General features: G+C 62.5%; 17 protein-coding genes. 10 read left to right on the top strand and 7 right to left on the bottom strand.

Annotated elements, in window-relative coordinates:
• The first annotated feature begins 1 nt into the window (after position 1).
• Together tagF and C5J26_RS10975 are read left to right on the top strand one after the other, a co-directional pair.
• A complete protein-coding gene (tagF, locus tag C5J26_RS10980; protein WP_105401776.1) occupies positions 2–1,366 on the top strand; it encodes a type VI secretion system-associated protein TagF in 1,365 nt (454 codons plus the stop codon).
• Complete coding sequence (locus tag C5J26_RS10975) at positions 1,359–2,288, top strand: serine/threonine-protein kinase (protein WP_245437505.1); 930 nt, start codon at positions 1,359–1,361, stop codon at positions 2,286–2,288. The genes tagF and C5J26_RS10975 overlap by 8 nt, the downstream gene beginning before the upstream one ends.
• Positions 2,289–2,290: 2 nt before the next feature.
• On the opposite strand, the gene C5J26_RS10970 is transcribed toward C5J26_RS10975, so the two are convergent.
• The 6 genes from C5J26_RS10970 to C5J26_RS10945 all read right to left on the bottom strand — a co-directional run bounded on the left by C5J26_RS10970 (position 2,291) and on the right by C5J26_RS10945 (position 7,406).
• Positions 2,291–3,427 (bottom strand): polysaccharide biosynthesis/export family protein, encoded by a 1,137-nt coding sequence (locus C5J26_RS10970; RefSeq protein ID WP_105401774.1) that lies wholly within the window; start codon positions 3,425–3,427, stop codon positions 2,291–2,293.
• Between the two features lie 284 nt (positions 3,428–3,711).
• Complete coding sequence (locus C5J26_RS10965; RefSeq protein WP_105401773.1) at positions 3,712–4,638, bottom strand: dihydrodipicolinate synthase family protein; 927 nt, start codon at positions 4,636–4,638, stop codon at positions 3,712–3,714.
• A gap of 10 nt (positions 4,639–4,648) precedes the next feature.
• The gene (locus C5J26_RS10960; RefSeq protein WP_105401772.1) at positions 4,649–5,530 is read right to left on the bottom strand and encodes an SMP-30/gluconolactonase/LRE family protein; all 882 of its coding nucleotides are present in this window, start codon (positions 5,528–5,530) and stop codon (positions 4,649–4,651) included.
• On the bottom strand, positions 5,527–6,357 hold the full coding sequence (locus C5J26_RS10955; protein WP_105401771.1) for an NAD(P)-dependent oxidoreductase: 831 nt from the start codon (positions 6,355–6,357) through the stop codon (positions 5,527–5,529). The genes C5J26_RS10960 and C5J26_RS10955 overlap by 4 nt, the downstream gene beginning before the upstream one ends.
• Before the next feature lie 45 nt (positions 6,358–6,402).
• Positions 6,403–7,122 (bottom strand): FadR/GntR family transcriptional regulator, encoded by a 720-nt coding sequence (locus C5J26_RS10950; protein WP_105401770.1) that lies wholly within the window; start codon positions 7,120–7,122, stop codon positions 6,403–6,405.
• The gene (locus tag C5J26_RS10945) at positions 7,122–7,406 is read right to left on the bottom strand and encodes a hypothetical protein (protein ID WP_105401769.1); all 285 of its coding nucleotides are present in this window, start codon (positions 7,404–7,406) and stop codon (positions 7,122–7,124) included. Before C5J26_RS10945 ends, C5J26_RS10950 begins: the two co-directional genes overlap by 1 nt.
• Positions 7,407–7,601: 195 nt before the next feature.
• Here C5J26_RS10945 and C5J26_RS10940 point away from each other — a divergent pair, with 195 nt between their 5' ends.
• The 7 genes from C5J26_RS10940 (at position 7,602) to C5J26_RS10910 (ending at position 16,870) form a co-directional block, all read left to right on the top strand.
• Positions 7,602–9,551 (top strand): ABC transporter substrate-binding protein, encoded by a 1,950-nt coding sequence (locus tag C5J26_RS10940; RefSeq protein WP_105401768.1) that lies wholly within the window; start codon positions 7,602–7,604, stop codon positions 9,549–9,551.
• Positions 9,552–9,691: 140 nt separating this feature from the next.
• On the top strand, positions 9,692–10,678 hold the full coding sequence (locus C5J26_RS10935) for an ABC transporter permease (protein WP_105401767.1): 987 nt from the start codon (positions 9,692–9,694) through the stop codon (positions 10,676–10,678).
• A gap of 9 nt (positions 10,679–10,687) precedes the next feature.
• Positions 10,688–11,809, top strand: a complete 1,122-nt coding sequence (locus C5J26_RS10930; protein ID WP_105401766.1) for an ABC transporter permease — start codon at positions 10,688–10,690, stop codon at positions 11,807–11,809.
• Positions 11,810–11,816: 7 nt separating this feature from the next.
• Positions 11,817–13,577, top strand: a complete 1,761-nt coding sequence (locus tag C5J26_RS10925; protein WP_105401765.1) for an ABC transporter ATP-binding protein — start codon at positions 11,817–11,819, stop codon at positions 13,575–13,577.
• The gene (locus C5J26_RS10920; protein ID WP_105401764.1) at positions 13,574–14,806 is read left to right on the top strand and encodes a mandelate racemase/muconate lactonizing enzyme family protein; all 1,233 of its coding nucleotides are present in this window, start codon (positions 13,574–13,576) and stop codon (positions 14,804–14,806) included. Before C5J26_RS10925 ends, C5J26_RS10920 begins: the two co-directional genes overlap by 4 nt.
• 11 nt (positions 14,807–14,817) lie before the next feature.
• Positions 14,818–16,005 (top strand): galactarate dehydratase, encoded by a 1,188-nt coding sequence (locus C5J26_RS10915; RefSeq protein ID WP_105401763.1) that lies wholly within the window; start codon positions 14,818–14,820, stop codon positions 16,003–16,005.
• Positions 15,992–16,870, top strand: coding sequence for a galactose mutarotase (locus tag C5J26_RS10910; protein WP_105401762.1), 879 nt, complete (start codon positions 15,992–15,994; stop codon positions 16,868–16,870). The genes C5J26_RS10915 and C5J26_RS10910 overlap by 14 nt, the downstream gene beginning before the upstream one ends.
• Before the next feature lie 58 nt (positions 16,871–16,928).
• Here the strand turns inward: C5J26_RS10910 and C5J26_RS10905 are convergent, their stop codons facing one another.
• Entirely contained in the window at positions 16,929–17,813 is an 885-nt protein-coding gene (locus C5J26_RS10905; RefSeq protein ID WP_105401761.1) for a GntR family transcriptional regulator, read from the bottom strand.
• Positions 17,814–17,917: 104 nt separating this feature from the next.
• Between C5J26_RS10905 and C5J26_RS10900 the strand changes: the two genes are divergently transcribed.
• Positions 17,918–19,078 carry a C45 family peptidase gene (locus C5J26_RS10900; RefSeq protein ID WP_105401760.1) on the top strand — a complete coding sequence of 387 codons (1,161 nt, stop codon included), beginning with the start codon at positions 17,918–17,920 and terminating at the stop codon, positions 19,076–19,078.
• Position 19,079: the final 1 nt, after the last annotated feature.

Below are 19,079 nucleotides of genomic sequence, written 5' to 3'. Positions count from 1 at the left end.
CATGAACGAACGCGCGACGCTGGGCCAGACTTCGTCAGACGCTGACCGTATCGGCTTCTTCGGCAAGCTGCCGACCCATGGCGATTTCGTTTGGACCGGACTGGGGCGAAAACTGCACGGCGCGATCGATGCCTGGCTGCAATCCAGTCTTGAGGCCATCCAGGCGGAGTTCGGCAGCCAGTGGGAACGCCGATTCAGATCCATGCCGTCCTGGCGTTTCATCGTCGAGCAGGACCTCTGGGTACCGGCCACCGTCGCCGGTGTCATCGTGCCGAGCCTCGACCGCGTCGGCCGCAGCTTTCCGCTTGTGGTTGCCGCCCAGCTTCACGGGTTTTCCGGAGATCCGCGCCGCCTTTGCCTCGATGATACGTGGTTCGTTGCAACCGAGGGACTGGCCGAGACGTCAGCTCGCCGCGATTTCGACATCGACACCTTCACGGCGAGCCTGAAACAGCTAAGACCGCCAAGGCCCGGTCAGTTCGATGACGGGGTGAAGCAAAACAGCTTCACGCTGCCGGGAACGTTCTGGTGGCGAATGAATTCGCAAGACCGGCGAATGAAGGGGTTCCGCGTCAGCGGCGCTCCCGGCCCGTCGGATTTCCTGAGGCTGTTTGCCGAAGACACCGTCAGGGAGGCGGAGCAACCTGGATCCGCCGCCCGCCGACAACAGGCGACGGTTGAAGCTCCCGGACATTTGAAGCTTCTCCACAGCTATGCCAGCCATCCCGGAACCCGCCTGTCTGTCAACGCCGACACCGTCTTCATCTCCTCAGTACCGTCGATGTTCGCGATTGTGGATGGGGTTGGCGATGGGAATAGCGCGGTCGAAGCCAGCAAGATCGCCGCCGGCATGTTGGGGGACGCGGCGTCCCAGGAGACGATCGAGGCTCTCGTCCGGGAAATCAAGGGAAAGCTCGGCCAGGCCCATGGAGTGCTGCAATCCGGCCACCTCACCTCGGAGCGATCGGCGCCCTCGGCGAGCATCGTCGTTCTGGCATCGCTGCATGAGAGTTTTGCGGTTCTGTGGGCAGGAGATGCCCGCTGCTATCTGTTGCGCGACGGCATGATGCGTTGCCTCACGCGCGACCACACCAAAATCGGTCTCAGGCGCTCGCTGGCGAGAGGGATCGGCCTGAAAGGCCAACTGGTACCCGATGTTGTCTCGGGCCGATTGCATCCCGGCGACCGGTTCCTGCTCTGCAGCAGTCCCATGCCCCAGGTCCTGTCCGAACGCAGCATCGCGAACATCATGCTCTCGACAGAACTCGGCAAGGTTTCCGCCGTGCTGGCACAGGAAGCCCTGATCGGAAATTGCCGGGAAAACCTCAGCGTCACGGTTGTTGACGTGAAGGCCGATCGTGGATGATCATCCCGAAAACGCAGATCTTGAAGAGGTCGCGCGCAAATTTGCAGCGCTCTGGCAGGCGCTCGCCGCCGCCGGAGGCAGCGTCCGCGACCCAGCATGGCGCCGCTCTCTGATCGATCAGGTCCGCAACGCCCTCGATAGGGGCGAAGACCGCCTCGCCGGCCACGATGTCACGATCGTCGCCAATACTTTCGTACTCGAAGCCGTGGTCCACGAGGGCACGTCGACACGGATCCATCGCGCCCGTCATCGCGACCTCGATAGCCTGCATGCCATCAAGACGCTCCGCCCCGACCAGGCAGACGACCCAGTCGCGCGAGAACTCCTGCTGCGCGAGGCGAGAGTCGGCGGCGCCATCCGCCACCCGAACGTGGCCGCCACGGAGACACTACTGCGGCTTGCCGACGGCCGGCCGGCCCTGGTCCTTGAATGGATCGACCACAGCCTCGCCGATCTTGTCGGGGAGACACCGCTCTCGGTCGACGACATCACGCATATCACCGCCGCCATCTTGAAAGGGCTCGACGCGATCCATGCCGCCGGCTTCGTTCATGGCGACCTTTCGCTCTCCAATCTTCGTTGTCGCGACGGTGATCTTTTACGACTGAAGATCGGCGATTTCGGCATCGCGCTGGAAACGGGGCGTCGTCATCGGGATCTCGACATCGCCTTTGCCGGCCGCCCGCAATTCGCGCCCCCGGAACAGTTGGCGGGACTGGCCCTTGACGGCCGTTCCGATCTCCACGCAGCGGGCCTTATTCTGTCGACGCTTCTCGATCATTGCCGGGAGGCTGGCGCGATGGTGGAGTGGTTGCGCCAGCTCGCTGCGGAACTGGCGCGTCCGGAACCGCAGGAGAGGCCCGAAAACGCGAAAGCCGCCCTGCATCTGCTGGGCGGCCTTGGCAAAGAAAACCGGAGTTAGGGTCAGTTGCTGCCGGGCAGCGGCGCGGCGGCCGTCGGCGCGCTCTTCTGATAGATCGTGAAGAGCTTGGCGAAATCCACCAGGCCCGAATTGCTGGCATAGAGAATGTCGCCGTCCGCCATCTTGAACCGCTGCATCAGCGACAGGTTGGCGACGTCCTTCATGTCCACGCGGTAGATGACCGGCTTGGTCGTCATCACGGCCGTGCCGGGGTTCTTGGCAGCGTTTGCCACCGTAACCTGGCTGTAGACCGGCTGGTTACGCACCACATAGAAATTGCTGGCGTCGGCCCGGTCGTCGAGCAGCCCGCCCGCACGGCTGAATGCCTGCATCAGGGTAAGCTTGCCGGGCTCGAACTCGAACTCCCCGACGCTCTTGAACGCCCCGAAAGCCGTAAACGAGGGCGCATCCTTGCCGATATAGACCTGGTCTTCCGGCAGGAGGTGGATGTTCTGGCGATCCTCGTTGAGCACCCGTTCGAGCGGCGCGCTGGCCCTCTGCTTGCCGCGAATGACGGTCACGGTCGCGGCAGTCGGCGCCGAGGAGGCCCCGCCTGCGAGAGCGATGGCGTCGAGAACACGCTCCTTGCGTGCGGTGAGCGGAAACCGGCCAGCCGCGCGGACATCGCCATTGACCGTGAAGCCGGTCGTGGGCTTTTCGACCACGGAGACCACCGCCTGCGGGTTGACTGCCGAACCCTTCAGGCCGGATGCGATCCGCGCCTGCAGCGCCTCCGGCGAGGATTCCAGCACACGCTGCTTTCCGACAAAGGGCAGGGTCACGGTGCCGGCGGAATCGACGGTGAAGCGCCCCAGATTCAGCGTCTTGCTCTGGGTCGAGGAGAACATGCCTTCCTCGCCGGTATCGAGGATGGTGACCTCGATGACGTCGCCGCGGCGCAGCCGGCTATCCGCAAAACCTGTTGAGTGCAGGACGCTCAGGCCTTGATCGGTCGCGGAATAACCAAGCGGAGCAGGGTTGAACGGTTCCATCGGCGCATTCGCCAGCCGCACGACGGGAATCTTCTGGCCGGTCTGGGGATCCGTCGCGTCGTAGAACCTGCCGGCTGTCGGGCCGTCCGACGGTGCGGCGCAGGCGCTGAGAAACGCAACAAAGACGCAAGGGGCAAGCTTCCGCATCCCGTATCCTTTTGGAAAAGCCTCGTTTCCTTGACAAGTATCAAGTCGATGCCTCACCGCAATACGAACCGGGCACAAAAAAGCCATTATGACAGCTTGGGGGCGAGTACCTGTGGTTGATGTGCAACTCTACCCCCGCTGGTCGGCCTGTCCGATCCCGAACCAGCCTTGATAATTGCCCCCAATCGGCCTCGCTTGGTGCGCTTACAAGCGAGGAATTTGCGACGGGCGGCACCCTGATTCGGCCCGAAGTTTCGCGCGAAGCTCGGCCGATGCCCCCGACTTCAATAGCCGGATGCTCGGCTCATCAGAGATGGCCATTGGCCGAGCGTTTCGGTCAATTTTACCCGGTCTTGCGGAGCGAGCCGCCGCAGGCCGGGAACCCGCACTTCGCCGACCGAAACGCCAAGCTCTATTTCCACGGCTTCCTTGACGACCGTAACGTTTGCGCCGTTGCGGTATTGCGTGCGCATCCGCTCGAAGGGCTCGATGATGTCAATCATCCGGCGAGCCTCCTGATAATCTCCAGCCTCAAGTGCGGCATGAATCGCCAGCGAAATTTGGGGCGCGACATTGACGAGACCGGACGTGAACCCGCGGGCGCCGGCAGCGGTGAAGGCTGGCGCCCAGCTTTCCGCCAGACCGCAAATGAACAGCGCGTTGCCGGCAGCGGATGCCGCGACGACCCGAGATAAAAGCAGGATGTCGGTCGTCGCGAACTTGATGCCGGCGATGTTCGGGTGAGCCGCGAGCCGTAGCAGGTCGTCAAGGCTGAAACCGTCGGCCCTGACGTAAGCGACCATCGGCAGCAAGGAGGCATCGGCGAGATTGCGGAAATAGTCGATCTGGGCGGCGGGTGCCGCGAAAGGATCGACCGGCTGATGCGACATGACGGCGGACGCACCGATCGTCTTCGCCGTCCTTGCCATGGCAATCGCCTCTCGCAACGAGCGCCCTACGGCAGCCGTCACCGGCGCCTTGCCATCGACGCCCGCCACTGCCGCTTCGGTGACGACCGTGATTTCCGCCGGAGTGAGCGCATAAAATTCACCGGTATTGCCGGCCGCGACGATATTGTGGATGCCGGCTTTCGCCACCCGCCCGTAAATCGCACGGGTGACACCGATGTCGACCTCGCCATCCGCTCCGTAGGCGGTGATCGGTACGCCGGAAATGCCGGTCAGGATTTCGCGGAATGTCAGGATATCCATAAGCTTTTCCTCAGATTGCGAAGCGATGAACAGGCGTGCCGCAGACCCCCGGCTCGAAGGCGTAGATCGTGCCGTCTTCGAAAGTACCGTTGTTGTCGGTCGAGAGCGTGGTCACGTAGAGAGTAGCGAGATCGGGTCCGCCGAAGCAGGGCATGCTCGGCCCCTTGGCGGGCATCAGATAGGCCTCGACAACCGTTCCATCCGGCGAGATGCGGTTGAGCCGTCCCCCCTGCTGGCCGGCGATCCAATAGAACCCGTCGGCATCCACGGCGGCCCCGTCCGGCCGTCCTTCCTGCGGTGTGAAGTCATGCAGGCGGCGAGGAGGACCTGTGACGCCGTGCGCGGGATTGAAATCGAAGATCTGCGCGTAGAGCCCACTGCTGTCGGAATGGTACATCGCCCGCCCATCCGGGCTCCAGGCGATACCGTTGGAGGTCATCAGGTCGCCATCGATCACCGTGTCGAACGACCCGTCCGGCTTCACCCGGTAAAGGCGGCCATTGCCCGTCTGCGGTATCGCCTCGTCGCGGGTACCGACCCAGAAGCAGCCGTCCGGCCCGGCCTTTCCGTCGTTGAGCCGACTGTCCGGCCGACCGCCGTCCGGGTTGCAAAGCAGTTTCATCGAACCGGTTTGGGGGTTCAGCAGGTATACGCCGCTTTCCAGCGCCACCGCGACTTCGCCATTCTCACAAAGAGCCAGGCAGCCGATCTTCGCCGGCATCTCGAACCGATTAACGGCGCCGCCGGCCCGCAGGCAGATTGCCGCGGGTGCCAGGATGTCGACGAACCAGAGATCGCCGGTGCGCGCGTCCCAGGTGGGGGATTCTCCGACCTTAAGGGGAAAGTCGATGACGCGGCGAACCCTCGGTGTGATGATCTTTGTTTCGCTCATCGCGCAGCCTCCGTGAATACGATCAGTCCGTTCTCGTCCCGGAGCCGGATTGTCCCGTCGTGCTGCGGATCGCAGAAACCTCCGCCCTGGAAGAATGCGGCAACCGGGCTTTCATCCACCGGCTCGAGGCGCAGATGATCGCGCGACAAATCCTGTGGCCGGTAGCCGAGCCGCTCGGCAAGTTCATCCTTCCACCAGCCGGCATCGTTGCGCGACATGCCGTAGACGACCGCAGCAGCGATGTCGGGATGGGTGAGGCCGATCTTCACAAGCTGGAACAGGTCGCGCGGGCTGATCCAGATCGCCGCCGCCCGTTCGCTGTTCGGATAGGGACCGGCATTGCCGATGCGGATCGACAGCGTGCGGATATCCGCCTTGTCGTAATAAAACCCGGCGACCATCTCGCCCCAGCATTTCGACAGGCCGTAGCGGGTGTCGGGCCGCGGCACGTCGAGGGGCGTGATCGTCTGCGAACGGGGATAGAAGCCGGTCGCGTGGTTGCTGGACGCAAAGACGACCCGCTTCGTGCCGTTGGCCCGGGCGGCATCGTACAGATTGTACGTGCCAAGAATATTGCCCTGCAGCATGTCGCCGATATCGGCCTCGCGGGGAAGCCCGCCGAGGTGAATGACGCCGTCCATGCCCTCGAGTGCGGCACGCATGGCGCTTGCATCCGCGAGGTCGCCCTCGAAGAAGCTTTCGTTCGACGCGAGTTCTTCCGCCGGCCTGATGTCGATCAGCCTGATATGCTCCGCCTCGAGGCGCAGAAATCCCCGAAGCTGCGTGGCGATATTGCCCGCGCCACCCGTTATCGCAATCCGTTTCAACACCCCTCCTCGCGATGCCTCGCATCGCATGAAATCGAAGGTCTCCTAGCCTCCCACGCCCTGGAACATGCGGGCGCGTGCATTCAGTATATGGTTCTTCATGGCGTCATGGGCCGCCGTTTCCCGCCGTGCCAGGATCGCCTCCACGATCGCCTGATGCTCGTCCTGCACGTGCCGCACATGCAGCGGCGTCCGCTTCAGGCTGAGGCTGCGGGTCACCGACATGCCGATCGAAAAATGTGGCCTGAACCAATCGCGGACAGTGACGTGGAACTGGTTACCGGTCGCCGCGGCGATGGCGTCGTGCAGGTATTGGTCCTCTTCCGCACCGAGTTCGCCGATTTCCAGACAGTGTTCGAGGGCAGCAAGCGCCGCAAGGATACGGATCCTGTCATTGGCCTGCCAGTTGCGGGCCGCCAGTTCTGCCGCTTCCGCCTCAAGTCCGGCGCGGAACTCGAAGAACCGTTGCACATCGGCAAGCGATCCGACCGGCACCTGCCTCAGCACCGACGAATCCGGCCGCTGCCGCACATAGGAGCCGGATCCCTTGCGAGACACGATCAACTGATCCCTGCGAAGCCGCTCCAGGGCTTCGCGCACCACGGGCCGGGATGCCCCGAACAGAACTGCAAGGTTCGGCTCGGAGGGAAGGCGCTCGTTGATGGGAAAACGGCCGTCGGCGATCATGCCTACGATCTTCTCGTAGATGATGTCGCTGAAACGAGGTTCCGCCTTGGCGGCCGCTATCACGCCCGACTGGTTCATCACCGTCCCTTTTCACGTCTCCATGCGCGAAACGCCTGCTCGGCTTCGGCTTCCGGCGGATAAAGCCCGAAGATGCCCTCGCCCGCCCTCACACGCTCTTCGGCGAAATCCTCGAAAACGGTCTGCTCGAAGGTTCCAGCCCCGACAAGGCGCGGAGCGCCCTTGTTGATCTTGTACACGTTGCGAATGGAGACGTTCCGCAGGCCGTGCTTCAGAAGCACCGACGTCAGCGTGGCTGTCGAGACGCTCTTCAATTTTTGGCGCGAGTCTTCGCTGAAAGTCATGCGTCTCCTCCCTGTCGACATGGCTCTTTTTAACCAGCAGTATTTAACCTGTAAAAATCTGTCAATACTTGTAATCATCTGAAAACCTGCTTATGGTCGTTTTAGCCGATGGGATGGAGGTCCTCGGCGGTCGTGGCGGTAGGGAACCTGTCATCGATCGCCTTTCAGGTCGGCGGTTCATTTGGGAGGAAATTAATGCGCGACGACGAAAATATGTCTTCCGGCGTTACTCGCCGGACGTTCCTCGCAGGCGTTGGCGGGGCGGTTGCCCTGTCAGTTGCGGGCGGCAGCGCCAGCGCGGCTGCGACCAAGGAGGCGCCGCAGCTTGCGGCCCTCGTCAAGGACGGCAAGCTTCCGCCGCTTGCCGAACGTCTTCCGAAGAACCCGATGGTCGTAAAACCCTGGGAAAAGATAGGCACCTACGGCGGCACGTTGCGGCGCGGCCTTCGCGGCTCGTCTGACCATAACGGCATCCTGCGCATGGTCGGCAACCAGGGCCTGGTGCGCTGGAACATGGACTTCACCCAAGCTCTGCCGAATCTCGCCGAGAAGTGGGAAGTCAATGCAGATGCTTCGCAGTTCACCTTCCACCTCTTGAAGGGCGTGAAGTGGTCGGACGGCCATCCGTTCACGGCCGACGACGTGGTGTTCGCCATCGAGGATGTCGTCAAGAACAAGGAACTCTACAGCTCGACGCCGGCGCAGATTTCCGTGGCGGGCAAGCCGGTCGTGGTCGAAAAGATCGACGACTACACCGTCAAGTTCACCTTCGCCGCAGCCAACGCGCTTTATCTGGAAAACCTTGCGACCCCGCTCGGCCAGCATCCGACGCTGTTTGCCAAGCACTACTGCAGCAAGTTCCTGCCGAAATACAACCCGAACCTCGACGCGGACGTGAAAGCGGCCGGTTCATCGAGCTGGCCGGACCTCTTCCGCGCCAAGTGCGGCGACATCGAAATTCCGCAGCGCTGGGGCAATGCCGAGAAGCCGGTGCTCGATCCCTGGATGATCAAGGAGGCCTATTCCGGCGGCGCGACCCGGGTGCTGATGGTTCGCAATCCTTACTTCTGGCAGGTCGATACCGAGGGCAACCAGCTGCCCTATGTCGACGAGCTGAATTTCGGCATCTCGCAGGACGTCGAGTCGCTGATGCTCAACGTCATCTCCGGCAAGATCGACATTCAGGAGCGTCATATCAACTCGCTCGCGAACAAGCCGACGCTGTCGCAGAACATGAAGAAGGGCGATTACCGCCTGCTGTCGCTCGTACCGTCGGCGGCGCAGCAGTGCTCGCTCTACCTCAACATGACCCACAAGGATCCGGTGCTGCGGAAGATCTTTGCAGACAAGTCGTTCCGCCAGGCGCTGTCGATGGGCATCAACCGCCAGGAAATCATCGACATCGTCTACTTCGGGCAGAGCGAGGGCTACCAGACCGGCCCGCGCCCCGGCCACCCGTGGTATCACGAGAAGCTGGCACGGCAGTTCACCGAATTTGCGACGGACAAGGCCAATGCCATGCTCGACAAGGCTGGCCTCGACAAGAAGAATGCCAATGGCATCCGTCTCCGGCCTGACGGCCAGCCGCTCTTCTTCGCGGTCGACGTCATCCCGACGCTCTATCCCGACCTCGTCGACGTGCTGGAACTGGTGAAGGCGCATTGGGTGAAGATCGGTATCAGCATGAAGGTCAACACCATCGAACGCGCGCTCTATTATACGAGAGGCGACGACAACGCCCATGATGCGCAGGTCTGGCCGGGTCCCGGCGGCCTCGACCCGATGCTCGATCCGCGCGACTTCTTCGCCTTCCATCCGCAGGGATCGCGTTACGCCATTCCGTGGACGCTCTGGTACACGTCCAACGGCGCCAAGGGCGAAGAGCCCCCGGAAAGCCAGAAGAAGCGCTTCAAGCTCTATGACGAGGCCCGTTCCACGGCCGATGTCGACAAGCGCGGCGCGATCATGAAGCAGGTCTTCGATATCGCTGCGGAAGAATTCGAAGTCATGGGGATCTGCCTCGCTGTGGGTGGCTTCGGCGTGATCCGCAACAACCTGCGCAACGTTCCGGAAAAACAGCCGGACAGCTGGTCCTGGCCGAACCCTGGCCCTGCCCTGCCGCAGCAGTTCACGTTCACGAGCTGAGCGGCACGAGCTGATTTACTCCAACTGTGCCGCCGCCCGACCGGCGGCGGCACCCTTCCGGTCCCATTGCATCACCTGCCCGAACGATGGTCGAAGGCTTTCGTATTGGCATGCCGTGCAATCCGAATTGCGAGCTTTGCATGCTGAAATTTATCATCAAACGTCTGCTATGGATGATCCCGTCGCTGTTTGCGGTCAGCTTCCTCGCCTTCGTTCTGATCCAGCTTCCGCCGGGCGACTTCGTCACCACCTATATCGCGACGCTTGCCTCTTCCAACGAAGTGGTCGATCAGAACACCGCAGCCGCACTCCGCGAGCGGTTCGGCCTCGACCAGTCCATGCTGGTGCAATACCTGAAATGGATCTGGGGAATTCTTTCCCGCGGTGATTTCGGCATCTCGTTCGAATGGCAGCAACCGGTCTCCGGCCTTATCTGGGAACGCATGGCGCTGACCCTGGTCCTCGCGCTCGCAAGCCTGCTCGCGACCTGGGCGATCGCGCTGCCGATCGGCGTCTATTCGGCGGTGAAGAAATATTCAATCGGCGACTATGCATTCACGGCCTTCACGTTCTTCGGCCTGTCGATCCCGTCTTTCCTGTTGGCGCTGGTGCTGATGTATATCGCCGCCGTCGAGTTCGGCGCGGATGTCGGCGGCCTTTTCTCACCGGAATACGAGACGGCGCCTTGGAGCATTGCCAAGACGCTCGACCTTCTGTCGCGTCTGTGGCTGCCGGTGGCGATCCTCGCGGTGTCTTCGACTGCGAGCCTGATCCGCGTCATGCGCGCCAACATGCTGGACGAGCTGCCCAAACCTTATGTCACGACAGCCCGTGCCAAGGGGCTCTCGGAGTTCCGGCTGCTGATCAAATACCCGCTGCGCATCGCCCTCAACCCGTTCATCTCGACGATCGCCTGGCTTCTGCCCAACCTGATCTCCGGCTCGGTCGTGGTGGCGATCGTGCTCAACCTGCCGACAGCGGCGCCCCTGCTTCTCCAGGCGCTGATGGCGCAGGACATGTATCTCGCGGGCGCCTTCGTGCTCCTGATCTGCGCTCTCACGCTGATCGGCTCGCTGATCAGCGACATCCTGCTTGCGCTGGTCGATCCGCGCATCCGGCTCGAATAGGAGACCCGAATGGTCGATGCAACCATCCTCAACGATCGCCCCGATCGCGTCGCCGTCGCAGCGCAATGGCAGCTGATCTGGTGGGCCTTCAAGCGGCACAAGCTCGCCATGGCCGCCCTTGTCGTCACCGTCGCGATGTACATTGTCGCGATCTTCCCGGGCTTTTTCGCGATCAACGACCCGATCCTGCAGAACGCCCGTTCGACTTTCCATCCGCCGCAGAGCATTCATTTCCTCGATACGGCCAACGGGTTCAGTTTCGGCCCCTATTATTACGGGATGAAGCTGACGCGCGATCCGAACACGCTTGCCGCCATCTTCGTCAAGGATACCAATACGAAGATCCCGATCCAGTTCTTCGGGCGTGGCTACACCTATTCGGTGCTTGGCCTGTTCGAGACCGACATCCACCTCATCGCCACCACCGACAACAGCAAGCCGCTCTATCTCTTCGGCGCCGACCGTCTCGGACGCGACGTCTATAGCCGCACGGTGCAGGGGGCACAGATCTCGCTGTCGATCGGCCTGGTCGGCGTGTTCCTGTCGCTGCTGCTCGGCATCGTGCTCGGTGGCATTTCCGGATATTACGGCGGCCGGATCGACTTCGTCATGCAGCGCGTCATCGACTTCGTGCTGTCGCTGCCGACCATTCCGATCTGGCTGGCACTCGCCGCGGCATTGCCGCAGGGGTGGCCGGCGGCGCTGCAATACATGATGATCACCATCATCCTGTCGTTCACTGGCTGGGCCCAGCTTGCCCGTGTCGTGCGCGGCCGCTTCCTGTCGCTGCGAACCGAGGAATTTGTCGCCGCCGCTCGTCTCGACGGCGTCTCGGAGGGCCGCATCATCTTCCGCCATATGCTGCCGAGCTTTTCGAGCCATATCATCGCCTCGATGACCTTGGCCGTGCCGGCGATGATCCTGGCGGAGACATCGCTCTCTTTCCTCGGCCTCGGCCTGCAGCCACCGACAGTTTCCTGGGGCGTTCTTCTGCGCGAGGCGCAGAACATCCGCTCCATCGCCACCGCGCCATGGCTGTTCATGCCCGGGCTCGCGGTCGTCATCGCCGTCATGGCACTCAACCTTTTCGGCGACGGTCTGCGTGATGCGGCCGACCCGTACAACAAGTGAGGCGCGGATGACCGATATCCTATCCATCACGCCCCGTCCTTCGATGGCAGCGGGCAAGACGCTGCTCGACGTGAAGAACCTGGTGACGGAGTTTCCACTTCGCACCGGCATCTTCAAGGCGGTCAACGACATCTCGTTTTCGATCGAGCCCGGCAAGACCCTGTGCGTGGTCGGCGAAAGCGGCTCCGGCAAATCCGTCACCGCCCGCTCGATCTTGCAGATCATCGACTCGCCCGGTCGCATCGCCTCCGGTTCGATCATCCTCAACCGCCAGGACGGCACGTCGGTCGACCTGGCGAGGCTTGATCCGCGCAGCAAGGCGATCCGCGCCGTCCGCGGCCGCGACATCGCGATGATCTTCCAGGAGCCGATGTCGTCGCTTTCGCCGGTGCACACCGTCGGCGACCAGATTACCGAGGTGCTGCGGCTGCATTTGAACATGAGCAAGGCGCAGGCCCGTAAGGAAGCGGCCGAACTGCTGCGGCAGGTGGAAATCCCCAATCCGGAACAGGCGCTCGACCGCTACGCCTTCCAGTATTCCGGCGGCATGCGCCAGCGCGCCATGATCGCCATGGCGCTTGCGTGCAAGCCGCAGCTGCTGATCGCCGACGAGCCGACCACCGCGCTCGACGTGACGACCCAGGCGGAAATCCTCGACTTGATCAAGCGCCTGCAGCAGACGACCGGAATGGCGGTGCTGTTCATCACCCACGACATGGGCGTGGTGGCACAGATTGCCGACGACGTGCTGGTCATGCATCACGGCGTCATCAAGGAATACGGGCCGGTCGACCAGATTTTCCATACGCCGAAGGATCCCTATACGAAGATGCTTATCGGCTCCGTGCTGAAGCTGGAGCAGAAGGCGGAAATCCGCCTCGCCCGACCGCCGCTCGACACGACCGCCGAACCGATCCTCGACATCCGCAACCTGTCCATGCATTTCGGGGAGATGAAGGCGCTGAACGACGTGTCGATCGCTCTCCTGCCCGGCGAGACGCTCGGCATCGTGGGCGAAAGCGGTTCCGGCAAGACGACGCTGGGCCGCTCGATCATGCGGCTCTACGATCCGGCATCCGGCGAGATGCACTACCGCCGCGCCGATGGCAGGGTGGTCGATCTCGCCAGGCTTGAGGGGCGCGAACTGAAAGCCGCCCGTCGCGAGCTGCGCATGGTCTTCCAGGACCCGTTCGGTTCGCTCAACCCGCGCATGACGGTCGCGCAGGTGATCGGCGAGCCGCTGCTGGTCAACGGCCTGTCGAAGGGCAAGGAACTCGACGAGCGGGTCTGCCACCTGATGGATCAGGTCGGCCTCGACCCGGCAGGGCGGGAACGCTACCCGCACGCCTTTTCCGGCGGCCAGCGCCAGCGCATCGGCATCGCGCGGGCGATCACGCTCAATCCGCGCATCATCGTCGCGGACGAGGCGACCTCGGCGCTCGACGTCTCGGTGCGCTTCCAGGTTCTGGATCTCCTGATGCGGCTGCAGGACGAGCTCAAGCTCGCCTACATCTTCATCAGCCACGATATCGGCGTCATTCGCTACATGTGCGACCGGGTCGGCGTCATGTATCGCGGCCGGCTCGTCGAAGTCGGCGAAGCGGACAAGGTCTGCAACAACCCTGATCACCCCTACACGCAGGCATTGATTTCGGCCATTCCCCGGCCGGATCCCCGCGATCGCGATCGCTCCAAGCGGTTCCGGTACATCGAGCCAAGCCCCCACATCGATCCCAGCAACGTCAAGAATAGAAGTTCTGTGCGATGAAGATCACGGGAATCCGCACCTTTCTCATGCATGTGGGCCAGCCGCACCGTTCAAAATGGGCGTCCGACGACGCATCTGCTTCTTCCGGTCCGGGATCGTCCGAACGAGGTTATTTCGGCGGCACCCGCAACTGGCTGTTCCTGAAGATCGATACCGACGAGGGGATTACCGGCATCGGCGAATGCTCCGGCTGGCCGCGCGTCATCGAGACGGCGATCAAGGATCTCGCGCCGCTCCTGATCGGCGAGGACCCGACGCATATCGAAAAGCTGTGGCAGAAGATGATGATCGCCATGATGGGCCACGGCATGCTCGGCACGGTCGGCGGCGGTGCCATGACCGGCATCGACATGGCGCTCTGGGACATCAAGGGCAAGGCGCTCGGCGTGCCAGTCTGGAACCTGCTCGGCGGCAAGGTTCGCGACCATATTCCGATCTATTCGCATGCCAATACCGTGGAACAGGCGCTTGCCGTGAAGAGCCGCGGCATCAAGGCGATCAAATGCGGCGGCGTTTCCGATCCAGTCCGAAAGGTCGCCGCGTTGCGCGAAGCGGTCGGCGACGAAGTGGATATCGCCATCGACCTTCACGGTGCGCCATGGATGACGCCCGCCGATGCCTGCCGGTTGGTGCGCAAGCTCGAACCCTATGAGCTGATGTGGGTGGAAGACCCGATCGCGCCGGAGAACGTAGACGGCTACCGCCGCATCCGCGATGCAGCGCATGTGCCGCTTGCCGCCGGCGAACGCAGCGCCACGATTTTCGGTGAGCGCGAGCTGATCGAGAAGGAACTGGTCGACATCATCCAGCCGGATACCGGACGTGCCGGCGGCATTACCCAGATGAAGAAGATTGCCGCCATGGCGGAGGCGCACCACATCCAGTTCGCGCCGCATTCCGGCTCGCTCGGGCCGGTCGCCGAATATGCCGCTCTGCATTTGATGGCCGCGATCCCGAATGCGTTGATCCTGGAACGCCTCGACGACGACTGGGAGGGACGCAAGAGCGTGATCGTGCCGCATCCGGTCCAGGAAAACGGCTTGATCGTGGTGCCGGACGCGCCGGGACTGGGCTGCGATATCGACGAGGAATTCGTTGCCCGCTACCCGAGCCAGGGCAATCTTTCCCTACAGGTTCAGCCGGATAGCGGCGCCTATGCGCCGGGCACCTGGGGCGAACATCTCTATGTGCAGACGCGTGTGTCGCGTCGGCAGTATTTCGGTAAGTAAGGACACAGAAGATGAAGATCGACCGGATGCGGGTTTTCATGACCCGCGACAAGGACCGCCCGCGTGTCATCGTCGCGCTCGATACCGACGACGGCCTGACCGGCTGGGGCGAATGCTACAACCACGGTCCGGACAAGGCGCTGCCGCCGCTTCTCGACTATCTTTACGGCTTTGTTGCCGGCCAGGACCCGACGCGGGTGGACTACCTCGTCAATCTGATGATCCAGCAGAGCCGGTTTCCTCCCGGCGCCATGGGGCTTGCGGCAATCGCCGGCCTCGACCATTGCCTCTGGGATCTGGCTGCGAAAGCTGCGAGCCTGCCCGTCTACAAGCTGCTCGGCGGCGAGGTGCGCGACAAGATCAAGGTTTATGCCGGCGTCTACACCGCGCCGGATGCACCGGCGGCGCGCGATGAATTCGATCGGCTGAACGAAGGCTGGGGGTTCACCGCGTTCAAGCTCAGCCCCTGGCGGATCGATATGCATACCAACCGCTGGGGCAATGTGGTGAAGGCGTCGGCCGACTACTTTCGCCAACTCCGCGAGACGGTCCGCGACGACTACGAGATTGCCTTCGATGCGCATGCCAAGATCTACGAGCCCACCGCCGCCCGGCAGCTCGGCAACGCACTCGCACCCTACGACCCGCTGTTCTACGAGGAGCCACTCCGGCCGGAAAACATCGAGGCATGGGGCGAACTCAAGCAGGGGCTCGAATGCACGCTGGCGACGGGTGAAAGCCTCTACAGCCGCTACGAATTCCTGCGTCTACTGCAGGTGAAGGGCGCGGATCTGATCCAGCCGGACATCTGCGTCGTCGGCGGGCTTTCGGAAATGCGCCGCATCGCGACGCTTGCCGAGGCCTTTTATGTCGGCGTGGCCCCGCACAACCCGATGGGACCTCTGGCAACCGCGGTCAACGTGCATTTCTCGGCCGCCCAGCAGAATTTCAAGATCCTCGAATACCGCCTACCAACGGGCCAGGCCTACGTCTATGGCGGGACCGAAGTCGAGACCCGGGAAGCGTCGGCGCGTTACGTCGCCGATCCCTACCTGCCGAAGGACGGATATCTCGAGCTTCGCCCGGACCGTCCCGGCTGGGGCGTCGAGATGGACGAAAAGGCGATGCAGGAGGACGGCTACGTCCATTGGCAGCGTCGCGTGCCGAAGCGGCCGGACGGGTCCTATGCCTTCGCCTGACATGACGGAGAAGGATTGGCCAGGCATTCGAAGCGGGCCGCTTGCGGCCCGTTTCCTGCCCGAAAACGGCGGCCGGATGACCCATCTCGTCCATGACCGGCTGGGCGATATCCTCGTGCCGACCGCTGGTCCGGCGTTCGAGCCGCTGAACTGGCCGAAGGCCGGCGCCTATCCGCTGTTTCCCTATCACAACAAGCTCCTCGGTGCGGCTTTCCTGCATGACGGCAAGCGTCATGAAGTTCTGCCGCACCCGGCGCTTCGGACCGATGCCCAGCACGGCCCGGCCCATCGCCGCGCCTGGCAGGTGGCCTCGCTCGGCACCGATCGGATCGAACTGGTGCTGGACTACCGCGCCGATCCGGACTGGCCCTTCGACTTTCGCGCTGTACAGCGCTTGGTGCTCGGCGACGACCGGCTCGATATCGAGCTTTCAATGACCAATACAGGACGGGCCTCCATGCCCGGTGGATTGGGCTGGCATCCGTATTTTGCGGCTGATCTCGGCAGGCCGGCATCCTGCGATGCCGGCAAGATTTGGCCGCCAGGTGACGCGGGCGTTCCAGACGGAGCCCGATCTGAAGCGCGCAATGCGAAACTGCTGCCGAACGAGGCTCATACCCTTTTTCTTTCGGACTGGCAGCGGGCCACGGTTGTCACCAACGGAGGCATCGAGGCCACGTTGACGGCTGGGCCGGAACTGAAACACCTCGTCGCTCATCGCACTGCGGACTATGTCTGCCTCGAACCCGTATCGCACGTTGCCGGCGCCTTCGGTTTTCCCCTTGGCAGTGGTTCAGGGCTTTTCGTGCTGCGGGCGGGGGAACAGCGCTCGGCAAGCTTTGCCTTTTCTTTCAAGGTCTTTTGAGAACGCCGGGAGATCGGGCCACTGTAGCGGTGCGATAGTCTCACTATGGGTTTTTATACTACAAAATGCCGTTTCTCGCCTTCGAGGTCCCGCGGGCGCCGGTCAAATGCTTGCGCATGAGAGCCGCCGCGACTTCGTTGTCGCCCACCGCGAGTCGCTCGAGTATTTCCAGATGCTCCCGGCAGGTGACGGCTACGCGATCTGCGCCATGCTGCCAGTTGTAGTTGGATAGACGACGAAGCTGGTTCTGGCGGTTCATCGCCTCCTCGATATAGCGGTTTCCCGACGCTGCGCTGATGCCGAGGTGGAATTCCGCGTTCATTTCGAACAGAGTGACGCTGGACGCGTCGGTCCAGGCCGCACTCAGCATTGCCTCGTGCCGTGATCGCATCGACCTGATCCAATCGGCGGAAAGCGAAAAATCCGGCGACAGGATGGCTGCGCATTCGATAAGCAGCCGAAAATCATAGCTCTCTTCTCGAGCACGCACGTCGCGGACCGGGTCGAAAAACTGCCACCCATAACCTTTTCGGCGCTGAATCACGCCGAGGCCTTCCAGCTTGATCAGCGCCTGGCGGACAGGCGTCCGCTCCTGCCCCGTCAACCGCATCAGTTCCAGCTCGGCGAACTGCTCCGGCAATTCGCCGTCCCGCCGCAGCTTGGCGATCGCGACGAGAAGTTCTTCATCGGCGGGCGGCGCCTCCAGTGTCTCTACCTTGGGAGGAATTGCCGAAAGCGTCATCCCCTTGTTTTGCTCGTGCTGCACGAAGCCGCGCGATTTCAGCAATTCGAGCGCCATTCGAACCGGCGTGCGGGACACGCGCAGCCGGTCCGCCAACTGGTTTTGGCGAAGTCTCGCCCCTGGCTGAAGATTGTCCTCGTGGATGACGTCGACGATGCGACGCATCAGGTCCTGCTGAAGAGGCGTGGATGCGTCTGACATTTCCGCTTGCCTTTCCGATTTTTTTGGTTTTTGTTGTATGAAATACTTTTTAGGTGAAGGCAAGCGTTCGGCCTGCCGCCATACAGCATCTGGAACACGCCACCATGACCTTGCCTCTTGCCTGCCCGCTCATCGAGATTTCTGGTACGCCATTCGAGCGCGGGCAACAATATGGCGAACAGGCGGCGCAGCGTATCCTCAAGGGCATCGGGCACTACAAGGACCAGCTGCATTCCTCCGGCTTGAAAGACGGCGACCTGGCGGCGATGATCGACCGTTTTGCCAGCGCGATCGAGGACTATGGCCCCCAGTATATCGAGGAGATGCGCGGCATCGCCAAGGCCGTGAATACCGATCTGGCCGCAATCCTGCTGCTCAATGCACGCACCGAAATCCTCAAGCTTGCGCGCCGCCGGGAAAAGGGCCAGGCGGACTTCATCCAGTCGGACGGCTGCACCGGCGTTTTCGTCATGCCCTCCGCCACGCCTGACAACGTCTTCATCCACGCCCAGAACTGGGACTGGAAGGCTGAATGCGCCGAAACGGCGATCGTGCTCAAGATCAAACGCAGCGATGGACCCGATATCATCACCTTCACCGAAGCCGGCGGCCTTGCGCGTACGGGCTTCAACGCCGCCGGTATCTCGATCAGCGGCAACTACCTCGAAACCGACCGGGACTATCGGGAACTCGGCGTGCCGCTCGCCATCATCCGCCGCAAGGTTCTGGAACAGGACCATCTGGCGATGGCGATGCAGGCGGTTTACGGAACCCGCAAGTCGGCGTCGAACAACATGATGATCGGCCACGCCCATGGCGTCGCAATCGATTTCGAATGCGCGCCCGACGAAACTTTTCTGGTTCACCCGGAAAACGGCGTGCTGGTGCATGCCAACCATTTCCAGAGCCAGGTTGCGCTGTCAAAGCTGCTCGACAAGGGCGTCGTCAACATGCCGGACTCGCTCTACCGTGACCTGCGCGTCCGCCAGCTGATCGAACCGCATGTCGGCAAGGTCACGGTGGACACCGTCAAGACCGCGCTTTCCGATACGTTCGAAAGTCCCTGGTCGGTCTGCCGCCCGCCGCGCAAATCGCTGTCCAACAATCAGTCCGCAACGGTCGCCATGATCGTCATGGTGCCGGGAGAAGGCCGCATGGAGGTGGCATTGCTGCCGGCGCTTGGGCCGCACTTTTGGAATTACAGCCTCGATATGAGGATCAGGCCCGTCGAAGAGCCCCGCAAGGCTCAAACGAACGCGGCCTAAC

The organism is Neorhizobium sp. T7_12 (genome assembly GCF_002968535.1).
Taxonomy (GTDB): domain Bacteria; phylum Pseudomonadota; class Alphaproteobacteria; order Rhizobiales; family Rhizobiaceae; genus Neorhizobium; species Neorhizobium tomejilense.
The sequence above is the reverse complement of the archived record's forward strand: the minus strand, read 5'-3'. Positions and strand labels throughout refer to the sequence as shown.